The sequence below is a fragment of the Bifidobacterium asteroides genome (assembly GCF_048001765.1).
Taxonomy (GTDB): domain Bacteria; phylum Actinomycetota; class Actinomycetes; order Actinomycetales; family Bifidobacteriaceae; genus Bombiscardovia; species Bombiscardovia asteroides_K.
This window is the reverse complement of sequence record NZ_CP181447.1, coordinates 1,009,879-1,022,148: the sequence shown is the minus strand read 5'-3', so window position 1 is coordinate 1,022,148 and position 12,270 is coordinate 1,009,879. Positions and strand designations below refer to the sequence as shown.

12 protein-coding genes are annotated in these 12,270 nt (G+C 53.2%); 10 read left to right on the top strand and 2 right to left on the bottom strand.

Annotation, left to right across the window (positions count from 1 at the left end; genetic code table 11):
- Positions 1–31: 31 nt before the first annotated feature.
- From ACNAOV_RS03950 to ACNAOV_RS03930, 5 genes are all read left to right on the top strand, one after another.
- Positions 32–892: an ATP-binding cassette domain-containing protein gene (locus tag ACNAOV_RS03950; RefSeq protein ID WP_416518037.1), complete on the top strand. Its 861-nt coding sequence runs from the start codon at positions 32–34 to the stop codon at positions 890–892.
- A 15-nt stretch (positions 893–907) separates the two neighbouring features.
- On the top strand, positions 908–1,348 hold the full coding sequence (locus ACNAOV_RS03945; RefSeq protein WP_416518036.1) for a DUF2511 domain-containing protein: 441 nt from the start codon (positions 908–910) through the stop codon (positions 1,346–1,348).
- Between the two features lie 416 nt (positions 1,349–1,764).
- Entirely contained in the window at positions 1,765–3,492 is a 1,728-nt protein-coding gene (locus ACNAOV_RS03940; protein WP_416518146.1) for an MFS transporter, read from the top strand.
- A 97-nt stretch (positions 3,493–3,589) separates the two neighbouring features.
- Positions 3,590–4,972: a sensor histidine kinase gene (locus tag ACNAOV_RS03935; RefSeq protein ID WP_416518035.1), complete on the top strand. Its 1,383-nt coding sequence runs from the start codon at positions 3,590–3,592 to the stop codon at positions 4,970–4,972.
- An 11-nt stretch (positions 4,973–4,983) separates the two neighbouring features.
- The gene (locus ACNAOV_RS03930; protein ID WP_416518034.1) at positions 4,984–5,598 is read left to right on the top strand and encodes a response regulator; all 615 of its coding nucleotides are present in this window, start codon (positions 4,984–4,986) and stop codon (positions 5,596–5,598) included.
- A 186-nt stretch (positions 5,599–5,784) separates the two neighbouring features.
- On the opposite strand, the gene ACNAOV_RS03925 is transcribed toward ACNAOV_RS03930, so the two are convergent.
- Both ACNAOV_RS03925 and ACNAOV_RS03920 read right to left on the bottom strand, forming a co-directional pair.
- Positions 5,785–6,315, bottom strand: a complete 531-nt coding sequence (locus tag ACNAOV_RS03925; protein WP_416518033.1) for a VOC family protein — start codon at positions 6,313–6,315, stop codon at positions 5,785–5,787.
- Between the two features lie 84 nt (positions 6,316–6,399).
- Positions 6,400–7,203 (bottom strand): MerR family transcriptional regulator, encoded by an 804-nt coding sequence (locus ACNAOV_RS03920; RefSeq protein WP_416518032.1) that lies wholly within the window; start codon positions 7,201–7,203, stop codon positions 6,400–6,402.
- A gap of 326 nt (positions 7,204–7,529) precedes the next feature.
- Between ACNAOV_RS03920 and ACNAOV_RS03915 the strand changes: the two genes are divergently transcribed.
- The 5 genes from ACNAOV_RS03915 (at position 7,530) to ACNAOV_RS03895 (ending at position 12,254) form a co-directional block, all read left to right on the top strand.
- The gene (locus ACNAOV_RS03915; RefSeq protein WP_416518031.1) at positions 7,530–8,549 is read left to right on the top strand and encodes an ABC transporter ATP-binding protein; all 1,020 of its coding nucleotides are present in this window, start codon (positions 7,530–7,532) and stop codon (positions 8,547–8,549) included.
- Complete coding sequence (locus tag ACNAOV_RS03910) at positions 8,546–9,397, top strand: ABC transporter permease (RefSeq protein WP_416518030.1); 852 nt, start codon at positions 8,546–8,548, stop codon at positions 9,395–9,397. Before ACNAOV_RS03915 ends, ACNAOV_RS03910 begins: the two co-directional genes overlap by 4 nt.
- Positions 9,394–10,194, top strand: a complete 801-nt coding sequence (locus ACNAOV_RS03905; protein WP_416518029.1) for an ABC transporter permease — start codon at positions 9,394–9,396, stop codon at positions 10,192–10,194. Before ACNAOV_RS03910 ends, ACNAOV_RS03905 begins: the two co-directional genes overlap by 4 nt.
- A gap of 171 nt (positions 10,195–10,365) precedes the next feature.
- Positions 10,366–11,583, top strand: coding sequence for a sensor histidine kinase (locus ACNAOV_RS03900; RefSeq protein WP_416518028.1), 1,218 nt, complete (start codon positions 10,366–10,368; stop codon positions 11,581–11,583).
- Complete coding sequence (locus ACNAOV_RS03895) at positions 11,580–12,254, top strand: response regulator (RefSeq protein WP_416518027.1); 675 nt, start codon at positions 11,580–11,582, stop codon at positions 12,252–12,254. Before ACNAOV_RS03900 ends, ACNAOV_RS03895 begins: the two co-directional genes overlap by 4 nt.
- Positions 12,255–12,270 lie beyond the last annotated feature (16 nt).

Below are 12,270 nucleotides of genomic sequence, written 5' to 3'. Positions count from 1 at the left end.
CTATCTACCGACTTTGAAAGGAATTACCCACATGTTTATCTCGATTGACCATCTGACCAAGGATTTTCGGGGGAGACCGGCCGCTTTATACGATCTGACCGTTGATCTTCCACAGGGCATGATAGGACTCATAGGACCAAATGGTGCAGGCAAAACAACCCTCATGCGCATTCTCACTGGAATAATCAAACCGACTACAGGTAAAGTTTTTATTGATGGACAAGACCTGTCTTCGCTGGCCAACAGGCGAAACCTAAAACGGCACCTGGGTTATCTCCCACAGCACATCACCCCCTACGAGAACTTGTCGCCACTTGAATTCCTTGACTATATCGGCATCTTGAAAATGATCGAGAATAAACGTGCACGGCAGGAGCAGGCACATACCCTCCTGGAACAGGTGGGATTGGAAGACGTGATGAACCAACCTATCGGAGGGTTGTCCGGGGGTATGAGGCGCAGGGTTGGCATCGCACAGGCCCTTATGGACGACCCCCAGCTACTGGTAGTCGACGAGCCAACAGCGGGATTGGATCCCGAAGAGCGCATGCGGTTCCGCGCGCTCCTTGCCCAGCTGGGACAGGATCGAACCGTTATCCTCTCTACCCACATACTCGATGACGTTGCACAAACTTGCCCCTGGGTGTGCGTATTACGCTTCGGACGCAAACAGTATGACGGGCCAACAGAGGGGCTGATCCATGAAGCTGCCGGTCACACCTGGGTCACACCTCCCATCGCGGCCCCACCGAATAATGCCACAATCATCAACGCGGAACCCACCCCACAGGGGACAAGATACCGCATAGTTACCGATACACCGCCGGCAGGCTCTGTAGAAACTGCGCCCAACCTTGAGGACGGATATATGGCTTTGGCCAGCGAGCGCTAGAAACCGTCTCCAAGTATGAAAGAACGCAAGTATGAAAGAACGTCGATAATTATGAAGCGAACCAAGCAGAGCCTCAGGACCCTTTCCATGATATGCGCCACACTTATGCTGACAGTAGGGGTTGTCGGCTGCACTGATGGCATGAGGCACCCTGAAGAATATTCCACTGACGGAAGCAATAAGGTTGCAGCTACCAGTAACCCGCAAACAATTTCGAAAGAAGATCTGGGGCACACCTGGCCTCTTAAAGTTGATAAGGGCACCGTGTCATGCAAGCTCAACAAGCAGGGAGACCCCATCCTCCGCTTTACCACCTCGGATGGCGAACAGTACGCACTGAACCAGGTACAAGACAATGAGCATCTCAAAAGCATTGAAACACTAAAATCAGATAAGAGTAAGTCAGTAGGAACTCTTATGAGTTTCGCCTTCTCGGTCTGTGACGTCTCAAAATAAACAAGTTTTACAGAGCCCAAAAGGTGGCTAAACGGTGGGCAGCAATAACAACAAGTCAACCAGGTTGACCGCGTGGAGAATATCCTCACATTGCATTGTCTGTCGTTGAGGTTATTCATTCGCAGCGTCAGGCGGATCCCGTTCAATATGGGCCAGTTGAGAGGGCAATTGCCCAAGAGTCATCTGGGTAATCTGCCTCCCATAACTATCGATTTGCTCATCAATTGGTTTATAGAATCACTCGATAAACTGCAAGACAGTACTTTTCAGCACCAGACAGCCCTATAACTCACACAGTCTGATTTCTGCGACTAGGTGCATTGCTGATCTTCCAGTCCCAGCTCTGACACAGCAGTCAACATGTCATCCGAATGGGGGACATAGATATAGCGACTGGGATGACATAAGAAGCGAGAATATCTTTTTACTCTCATGGTGTAGCGCCTCCAAAGCCGATTCCGGCGATACCAGTTGCGCAAACACGAAAGAGAGACAGTATGCAAACTCGCGAAGTCAAGAGACAAGAAGACCCCTTGCCAGTGATCGGGGCTTCACAACCTCCGATCACTCACAAAAAAAAACTCAGCTTGATCATGATTGGACTTATTGTGGCTGTCTCTATGACCAACATAGATTCGACAATCGTCTCCTTGTCGAGTCAGGCAGTCCAATCAGGTCTGGGTCTGACCGCAAGCGGCATACAGTGGATTGTCAACGCCTACATGCTGGCTGCAGCCGCCACTTTCCCCATCTGCGGGCATCTGTCGGATCTAGCAGGTTACAAACGCATCATGCTTTCAGGTACATTCCTTTTTGGAATGGGCAGTTTATGTTGCGGACTTGTTCCTGCAAATTCACTGTCACTGATGCTAATGATTTTCTCCCGAGCACTGCAAGGAATCGGTTCAGCCATGATGTTCCCGGCCGCCATCGGTATTCTGTTCTCCTACTCGGCCGAAAACAAAAGGGCCGGGAACATGGCTTTGTTCTTCGCCATCACAGGAGCCATGACATGCTTGGGCCCCATTCTGGGATCTTGGCTGATTCAATACTCCTGGCGCGACATCTTCTTTATCAACCTGCCTCTGGCTCTGGTGGCCATCGTCATGATCGTCTCGATGATTCCGAAGGACTCGCCCACAACCGAACACGGCAGTCAGCATATTGACTGGGCTGGCGGCCTAGCCGTAGGACTCGCCATGATAGCTTTGATTGTGCCAATTCAACAGGGCAGCACCGTTGGCTGGTCGGATTGGCGCATTATTGCCAGTTTTGGTGCCAGCCTTGTGCTATTCCTGGTGTTCGGCTTCTGGGATTCGCACGTTGACAATCCAATCATTAAACTTAGAATCTTCCGCAACCCACCATTCGACATTTCCCAGCTCGCCATGTTGGTAGCCGCCGTGATCTTCCAACCCATCATGTACTTCCTCAGCGTCTATGGGCTCCTTGCACTCAACCGGTCAACATTGATGACCAGCCTATTCATCCTCTACTTTTTCTTAGGTTTCCTGGTTTCCGCCTTGCTGGGCGCCCAACTCTTCAACAGACATGGCATGAAACCGGTATTGCTGATTGCCGGCTTGATAGCCGCAACGGGTTTCTCCCTCATGTCACTTACAGCCGGTTCACTCGATAAAGGACTGCCCTCAAATACTGTCTGGCTGTCGCTTTCCATGGTGGTTGCAGGCGCAGGGATCGGATTCATGTTCTCACCATCATCCACTGATGCGGTCAATCGGGCCATCGACGCTTCCTATGGCGAAGTCACTGCCATCAATCAGACCTTCAAAAACTTCGGCGGCGCCTTGGGCATGGCAATGCTGGGACCATTGTGCACCCATTATTTTGCCTTGGATATTCATAAGGCCTTGGGTAAGTATGGAGTAAGTACATCCCGAGCGCAAGCCATCGCAGATACTATTGGATCTGGAACTTCAGCAGGTGCTCGATCACAATTGACAGGCATGCCCCAATCCGTGCGGAATATGATCATGCCTCTGATCAGGGCCTCCTATGCCAGCGGCAGCAGTAAGGTCTTCCTAGCTATGGCCTGTATGTCTTTACTTTTCATTCCCTTGGCTCTCTTGTATCCCCGAAAAAGTAAGCAGATTTTCACTGAGAAGCCGATCGATAGCCAATGAAGATCCAGGTTTCGAGACTTAGGAACAGAAAAACCCAACAATCTCTTTCGATCTTTGGCAGTAGGGTGAATAAGTGTGCAAGACATGGGAGACCTGAGTGAAGATCACTGAGGAAATCAATCGAGAAGGCCAAGGGCAAGACCGGCTCTCGATGAATCTGGATGGTGATTGCAGTGACGGTCAACTTGACGCGACTACAAGAACGGATGCCCAGCGCCGACGTCTTCATAACACCTGGAACTGGTATTTCATTGTGGAAGCAGGCTGCGTAACAGGAGCCGATTGCTTCTTCTCGACTGCAACCATGACGCACAAGCTTGTTTCAAGCCTTCTCATCCTATTGCCCTGCTTGTTTTTCATGATCTTGGTTCTGCCTAGGGTATTTGACAAACCTCAAGGGTCTGACCGGCAAACGGCAGATCAGCCAGTAAGCAAAACAGGAGCATATGGTTGGATTTTTGCCCTGCTGTCACTGGTCTGCCTGCCCATGGGTGCTTGGTTGGATGGTACTGTTATTCTGGCTCAGCTTTTTATCGTGCCACAACTCTTCATTGCTTTTGCCTACCTTCCTGCTCTGGGATTGGTAGGAGTCCTGAATATAGCCTATCTGGGCATGGTCTTGGCTGGAAAGAGATTCTTAAGTACCGACCTAACCGGCAATCTTATGCTCATGATTCTCGTGGTGGTATTCTCGGCAATGATTGGAAAGTCCTTCAATGTCCTGGCTTTGACCAACGGGCATAATCAAATGCTGCTGGACAAAATGGAGTCTCAACAAGAGACGATTCGCAGACTCAGCAGAGCTGAAGGAGCATCCATTGAGCGGGAACGTGTGGCCAATGAAATGCATGACACAATCGCCCAGTCTTTGACTTCCATTCTGGCCTTGGCCAGGGTCGCTCATGAAGAACTGGATGACGACCTGCCTACAGCGCGAAAGCATCTGGAAATGATCTCCAGCACGTCGAAAAGTTCTTTGGATGATACCAGAAGGATGATCGCGGATTCGGCACCGGCTGATCTGGATGGTAGAGACCTGAGGACGGCCCTGGAGCGGACGGTGCATGCCACTGCAGCAAAGACAGGTTGTCAATCACAGTGCCTGATTCAACGAACCTTGCCGCCCTTGCCTAAGCAGACCGAAGTCAATCTGCTACGTATAGTCCAAGAGTCCCTGACTAATATTTCCAAGCATGCCAATGCCAAGCATGTACAAGTGAGCTTGCTTTTGAAAGGGCAGGAACTATTGCAGCTTCAGATCAAGGATGATGGTTGTGGCTTTGATATTCAAAACCTGGATTTCCAGGAGATGGAAAAGGCCGGACATGGCTATGGTCTGCGAGATATGGCCAAACGAGCTCAAGATGCGGGTGGGCGCTGTACGGTAACCTCAGTTCCCGGGCAAGGCACCTCTTTAACTGTAAATATCCCTGTCGAAAGACCAAGTAATGCTGTTCGACCAGATAAGGAGAAAGAATGATCCGACTTGTCATGGCCGACGACCACCCCATGGTTCGGGAGGGTATACGCAGCATGCTGAAGCGCCATGCGGATCTTGAAGTGGTTGCCGAAGCATGCAATGGCGCCCAGGCTATAGCGGCTGTAGCGAAAACACAGCCAGATTTGTTGCTACTCGATCTGCGGATGCCTGACATGAACGGGCCTGAAGTCACTCGGAAGGTGCTGGCTTCTTATCCCAAAACCAAGGTATTAATCCTGACCACTTACGATTCCGACGACGATATTCTGCCGGCCATAGAAGCCGGAGCCAACGGATATCTGCTGAAAGACGTCGAACCTCATGTTTTGGCCCAAGCCATCCGTGACACTGTTGCAGGGTCCACGGTACTGAATCCGACCGCAGCGAAAGCAGTCAGCAAGGCACTGCGTCCAGCGACCAGACCAGCACTATCCGAACAAGAGACGCGTGTGCTGCGCGAGGCCGCCAAAGGCATGACCAATCGGCAAATTGCAGAGCACTTATACATCAGCGAGGCAACAGTGAAAACATATTTCAGCCGGATCTTCGCCAAGCTGGAGGTAAGCGATCGCACGGCTGCTGTAGCGGAGGCCATCGAAACTCTAGGCCTAAGACCCGATCAGTAAACCAGAACGACTAGCGTTAATAACCAATAGTCTCTTAACCGATAGCCTCTTTTGGATCTGGGGCAAGAACCAACGTTATAGAAGAACCAACGTTATAGTTATTTCCATTTTCCCTCCGCCGCTCGAGACATTTAATCGTTGCTCTTAGAATCAAATCATGACGGGGGAGAAGGGCTTGATCTTTGCTCATTGACCGTGCGAGTTCAGATAAACTTCGGTCTGCCTTTTATCGACAGCCAAGGCAGCCGTAAGGGTAAGGGCCAGGCCTTCCGGAGTGTGAATCCTAGCTTCAAGCGAGTTCCACGGCTTACGTATTGGAGCTGAGGTGGATCCCGGACGAAGGCGCTCGCATGCATCCACAATCCTGCCGATCTGCTTTTCCGTGACTGCTACGCTCAGGCTTCCTACGGACTCCATATCCGAATCAGGGGTGCCAGCATTGAGGCCACTCTTGCGGATCAGCACATCCTGAAAGGCCCAGCGCCGCAAGTGAATCATCATGCCTGGCATGGTGTATAAATTGATGAAACCCAATCCCTGCGTCCAGAAAACCTCTGATTCTTCTAGATCATGGCTATACAGGCACATGAACATGGGCATGAGATAGATGCCCCTATATGGCTCCGGCGGTTCCGCATTCTTTCCTGGCTCCGGCACGGGACTGATGATTGCTGCTCCTGTATAAGCAGAACCTTTGGTCTGGCCATGGTTGTGCATGGTTACCTCGTTCCTTGGTTGAAGGATTTTCAATTGGGTTGTCAAACAAAAAATGTGACACGTAGATGGAGGATACTGACTGCGTCACTCCCATCTGGCTTTGGCTGGATCTATCCCGTTTGCACGCGCTGCAGTTTCTACTGCGATCAGCATCCATTTCGCCAATCCAGGTTCCAGTTGTTCGTAATGGCGCCTGAAACGCGGGTCGGCCACATACATCCGCCCCAGAATGACGTGCATGGACGGCGTTACATAGAACCATGACAAAGCCTGCCGATGCTCGTCAATCAGTTCGAGAACCTCGTCCGAGGTGGGAGCCAGACCTTTTCGCTTTGCTTGTGCAAGCTCGGTTTCCACGTCTTTGAGCCGGGCAGTGTCCTTTTTCTGCTCTTGCTCGGAGCACATGGCTTTTCGCTCCGCATACTCAAGCCACTGCCTGCCGGTACCCCAGCGTTCGTATGCTTCCGAAAAGTACTGGTCCTCCTGATCGGTCTTCGCAGCGGCTGAATCATTGCCTGACTTCCCCTGGGCAAGGGCTATGAGCCGGTCCAAACGATTTGCAGCTTTCCTGAGAAGCTGGATTTTCTCATCAATTCGCGAGCGCTGTCCCTGCAACTCGTCCAAGGCCAGGGTTGCCGTGCAATTGAGCAATGCCTTGATTTGTCGCGCATTGAATCCCATCTCCCTGTAGGTCACAATTCGCTCCAGCTGTGCGACGTCATCCTGCATATATTGCCGGTAATTCGACTGGCCACGAATGGGAGAAATCAGTCCTTCCTCTTCCCAGTGTCGCAGCATTCTCCGGCTGACCCCCATAAGCTCAGACATCTGACCGATGCTCAAGCCGCTCTTGCTGCCCTCGCCACTGAATTCGCTCTCTCGTGTCATGTCTTGACCCTAAACCCTGCCATCATGTCAAGGTCAAATCAATTGTTTCCTGAGGATGGGGGTGAGGGAATGCATGCAAACACCGGCCTCAAGCATCCCAATAACAGGTTCTTGAGGAGGACGCTTTTGGCCCTGCTTGTTTGCGAAGTATTCCCTGATCATGAAGACGACCAAATCCAGCGAGGAGCCTTTCCCGTTGATGTAAACCAGTCTCGTCAGCAGCGACTTGTCCCCTGTCGGGGACATTTTCTTTTCCGGCGTTGAAGGATTGCGCCCGCCGAACTTGCATAGAAATCAGTTGAACGCCTATTGGAAGGGTAAGCACAATGGCATATGCAGACGGAAGCGATCACCCACAGCTGGCTGTGGCCACACAGGGGTTGGTCAAGGTCTATGGCGGATTTAAAGCCGTGGATGGGATGAACCTACGGGTGCCGGCTGGCGGGGTCTACGGACTGCTGGGACCAAACGGGGCAGGAAAATCGACCACCATGAAGCTCCTTCTGGGATTGACAAAACCGACTGCGGGGAGCATGTGGCTGCTGGGACAGCAGGTAGGAAAGAAGACCACGATCCAGCCAGGCCGTGTGGGCTCCATGATTGAAGGACCCAGCTTCTACCCAGGCCTGTCGGGCCTGGACAACTGCCGCATGGTAGCCGATTATCTGGGTCTGCCAGTTTCAGCTGCCTCAGAAGTGCTCACCAAGGTTGGATTGCGGGGATACGAGAAGAGGAAGGCGGGCGCCTACTCCCTGGGAATGAAGCAGCGGCTGGGCATCGCCATGGCGCTGATCTCGCAGCCGGAGCTCCTGCTCCTGGATGAGCCCACCAATGGCTTGGATGCAGAGGCGGTGGTCGAGGCGCGACAGATGATTATGGACTTGGCCGCCTCCGAGGGAGTCACCGTCATCATCAGCAGCCATATCCTGTCCGAAATCGAAAAGATGGCTCCAATAGTTGGCATCATTGCCGGTGGTCACCTGCTCTACCAGGGGACTTTGGAAAATCTGCGCGAAGAGGGCCATATCGATCTACGGGTGTCCGATCCTGGACTCGCATCAGAGGTGCTCGAAGCTCAAGGAATTCACCACGAATATATCCGGAAGAGTGCAACCCTGCGCATTCCCGAGATACCCGATCCGCGAATCGGGGCGCTGGTGACTCGGCTGGTATCGTATGGCCTGCAGGTATACCGTGTCGCTTCCAAACGCAAGAGCTTGGAAGAGGCCTTCCTCGAACTCGTGGAAAACCCGCAGAACCATATTCCACAAAACTATGTCTTACAGAACCATGTAGCGCAGAGTGATATGAAGCCGTCCGGTTTTAAACGGAGGAGCGCACGATGAGCTCTGTCGAATCATTCTCCATGTGGCCCGAAGAATTTCGATCGGGAAAACCGCCACGCTCATCCCATCCAGGAAGGCTGCTTGTTCTGCTTTCGATGGAGCTTCGCAAGTTGAAAGGCTCCTCATTTTGGTGGATGGCCTTGGGCATGATTGCTCTAGTTTCGGCATGGTCGGGCTTGGCCTTTATGAAACGAGCCGAGTCTGCGAACCCCGCCACTCGTACCGTAGCTCTTGCTCAAGGTGAGATATTCCAAACTGTCGGACTGCTGGCACCTATCCTCGCGGCCCTGCTGACCAGCCGGCTTGCCGTCATGGAGAGCAGCGAGCGCATGGATCTCAAATGGCAATCCTTAGGCCAGAGTGCGACTGGGAGGTTTCTTGTCAAGCTCGTAGTTACGGGGTGTGTGATTTCGCTATGCTTCGTGATTCCTCTGGCGTGGATACCGCTGGCAGCTTCAGCACAAGGGTTCCATCTCGATGGCAGTCTGGCCGAATACATACTCCTTCCGGCACTGATTGCTTGTTTCTCATCCATGGCTGTCACGGCCATACAACTCGCCCTCTCCCTGACTATCGAAAGACAGGCCATAGGCCTAGGTCTGGGTGTGATAGCCGGTCTGATCGGGACTGGACTGGGCCCGATGAATATGCCGGCTCTGGGCTGGTTCTTCCCAGCCGGGATCAGTTCCGCGGCCAGCCCGTTCCTGTTTTCATCCAGCTCTGATGGTTTTGCCAGAATGACCTTGGTCGCCAATCCCTGGCCAAAAGTCCTGACTAGCCTTCTGGTCTGCATTATCTGGTCGGGAATATCAGCATTCATCATCAAGGTCAAGGAGTCAGGCCGATGAACAGGCAACACCCTGCAAACGCTATAACCATCACCCCAATGCATCGCCACAAGCCATCAATCGCCGCCGCCTTCAAATGGGAGATTCGCAAGGCCGGCAATCTCTGGTACTGGCTGGCCACCATGCTCTTCGACGCCATAGGAATCTTCAACGGTTGGGACCAGTATCAGAGCTACAAACCGGACTTCCAGGCTCAAGGGGTGACCTGGGCTGCGGTCTGGGGGCAGGCGATCCTTCTGCCAAGCATGGTCTTCATGCCAGTCCTGGTCGCGGCCTTTGCAGCCCAGGTTGAAGCCAACGAGCACAAGGGACGAAACTGGCAGCGTCTTAATGCCTCAGGCATGGTCGGGACTGCCCTAGCCGGGAAGGTGATGCATGGACTGCTGGCCTCCCTCCTTACCGTCGCCATCTTCGAATCCGAATTCATACTCGTGGGTGTTCTGGTAGGAGGATTCAGCCCAGTGGAACTTGGTCCCTATCTTATGCGTGGCTTACCGATGACGTTGGCAATGTGGGCCATTATGACTCTGACCCAGGCCATAGCTGCCAGAGCCGAATCCTTTGCCTCAACCATGAGTATCATGTTTCTGCTCACCCTGGCAGGCTGTGCGCTGTCGATTGCCGCACCAGCCTTGGCGCTGCCTTATCCTCTGGCCTTGATCACCACTGCATCCGCAGCCCGCGACATGGGCAATATCGCATCCACGATTTCTATGGCGGGTTCGTGCATGGCGGCAATCCTCTGGGTGCTGATTAGCCTCCTCATGTTCCGACACCAGGCCCGCAGAGCCATTTAGCCTCAAATACAAAATCAATAATGAGAGGATGCAGCACTCGCAAGGTCGCATATCTCAGTGTCTGACAGCATAATGGAATACCGGCAGTTATCAGGAAGAGGCTCACCGATGAGAGCAGGCAAGAAAACTCAAGGCTGGTTTCAGTTGTGGACCCGGCCATATACGGCTTTCGTGGCAGTCTTTTTCTGCGCCCTCTACGAGACGATGATGCTGACCAGGCTGATCCTCGCCCCGAGCAGCGCCAACCGGACCCTCTACCAGGTAATGAAGTCCGCCAGCTGGGGATTGCCCCTGTTTGTGGTCATTATTTTTCTCACACTTGTCACCCTATGCCTGCGCCGACTATATCCCTTGGCGACCCTACTGGCGGTCAGTGGATTGCTTGCGCTCTCTGCCGCAATCTATGGCTCGGGATGCACCTATCTGATCATTCCCTGGCTCGTCAGCCTCTACGCCTGCGCTGTAGAAATCAAGACCATGACATCATTGGCAGCTGGACTGTGTAGTTCCGCCATTCTGGGCCTGCTCAGCATCGCACTCTGTGCCAGTTGGCATCATGATGTCCACTTCACTGACCTTCTATATCCAACCGGTCTGGCATTCGCCCTATGCCTGACAGTCGCCTTCCTCTCACGCTCCGTAAGGCAATCACACTTGTCAGAGCAGGCATTGGAGAAGGAGCACTCGCATGCTCTAACCCTGGCCCATGAGCGGGACGAGGCCGTGTATCAGTCCAAGGTCGCCGCCGATTTGCACGACAGCGTGGGTCACGACTTGACCGCCATCATCGCCCTATCCGAGGGGATGGATCATGCCAGCGGAAAGCCGGAAATCGATGAGGTTATCTCGATGATCAACAACCTGGCACGGCAGGGATTGGATGACACCCGAACAGCTGTAAAAACCCTGCAATCAAAGGCAAGAACTGAAAACAACCCAGCGCAGTCCATAGGGGAGGGGCATGGCTGGGATGACATCAAACCCATTCTCGACCACGCCCGCCAAGCCGGAATCAGCACTGCCCTGACAGAGACTGGCCATCGACCGCAGGATTCCGAACAGGCCAACCTCGCTTTCACCGTGACTAGGGAGGCAGTCACCAATGCCCTCCGCCATGGACGGAAGGTCAACCGCATCGTGGTCTCCTGGGATCACGACAGCCGGGGCTGTATAGACATCATCGTTCGTGATGATGGCCAGCTCTTGAACAATGATGCTGACGACAACGGTGACAACGGTACAGGCCTTGCCAGGTTAAGAGCCGTAGTGCAAGCTCATGGCGGCAGCTTCCGTTCGGGCCCTGGTCCTGACGGTTGGACCTTGCAGGCTCGCATACCCCCACTAGCTGCTACGGCAGCTGACAACAAGGGTAAGGAGGAAAGTGCATGATCCGTGTCATGATCGTCGACGACCAGCGCCCGACCCGCATGGGACTGGCACTCATGGTCGCCAAGGATCCAACCTTGCATGTCGTAGCACAGGCGGCCAACGGCCAAGACGCTCTGGATCAGCTGGCTACAGCCGCCGAAAATCAGCAGCCTCTGCCCGATGTGATTCTGATGGATGTGCGCATGCCTGTCATGGACGGGCTGGATGCCACCAGCCGTATTAAAAAGCTCCATCCTGAAATGAGCATTCTTATTCTGACCACCTACGACGAGGACGACTATGCGTTCACAGCCTTAGGGGCAGGCGCATCCGGATTCCTGCTCAAGGATGTCAAGACAGCCGATCTGAACAGAGCCATCCACGCGGTGCATGCAGGCGATGCCATTCTCACGCCGCGCATCACGGCCGAAGTGATCAGGAAAGGAGTTCCAAGGCCAAAAGCCAATGATGAATCGGAGGCTCGCCATAAATTCGCGCGACTGGGCAAACGCGAACTTGAGGTAGCTTCGCTGGTCAGCCAAGGCCTGACGAATACGGAGATTGCCGAGCGCCTCCAGCTACAACCTGACTCGGTCAAAAAGACCGTCAGTCGTATACTGGCAAAACTCAAGGTCAGGGATCGGATCAACATCGCCGTCCTTTGGTACCAGGACAACATGGCAAACCACTGAATAGTGCTGAATGCAA

What these genes read in the sequence shown, in the direction of transcription:
- ACNAOV_RS03895 (WP_416518027.1), top strand. Translation starts at nt 11,580, where the DNA reads ATGATCCGTGTCATGATCGTCGACGACCAGCGCCCGACCCGCATGGGA.
- ACNAOV_RS03930 (WP_416518034.1), top strand. Translation starts at nt 4,984, where the DNA reads ATGGCCGACGACCACCCCATGGTTCGGGAGGGTATACGCAGCATGCTG.
- ACNAOV_RS03915 (WP_416518031.1), top strand. Translation starts at nt 7,530, where the DNA reads ATGGCATATGCAGACGGAAGCGATCACCCACAGCTGGCTGTGGCCACA.
- ACNAOV_RS03950 (WP_416518037.1), top strand. Translation starts at nt 32, where the DNA reads ATGTTTATCTCGATTGACCATCTGACCAAGGATTTTCGGGGGAGACCG.
- ACNAOV_RS03905 (WP_416518029.1), top strand. Translation starts at nt 9,394, where the DNA reads ATGAACAGGCAACACCCTGCAAACGCTATAACCATCACCCCAATGCAT.
- ACNAOV_RS03945 (WP_416518036.1), top strand. Translation starts at nt 908, where the DNA reads ATGAAAGAACGCAAGTATGAAAGAACGTCGATAATTATGAAGCGAACC.
- ACNAOV_RS03910 (WP_416518030.1), top strand. Translation starts at nt 8,546, where the DNA reads ATGAGCTCTGTCGAATCATTCTCCATGTGGCCCGAAGAATTTCGATCG.
- ACNAOV_RS03920 (WP_416518032.1), bottom strand. Translation starts at nt 7,203, where the DNA reads ATGACACGAGAGAGCGAATTCAGTGGCGAGGGCAGCAAGAGCGGCTTG.
- ACNAOV_RS03925 (WP_416518033.1), bottom strand. Translation starts at nt 6,315, where the DNA reads ATGCACAACCATGGCCAGACCAAAGGTTCTGCTTATACAGGAGCAGCA.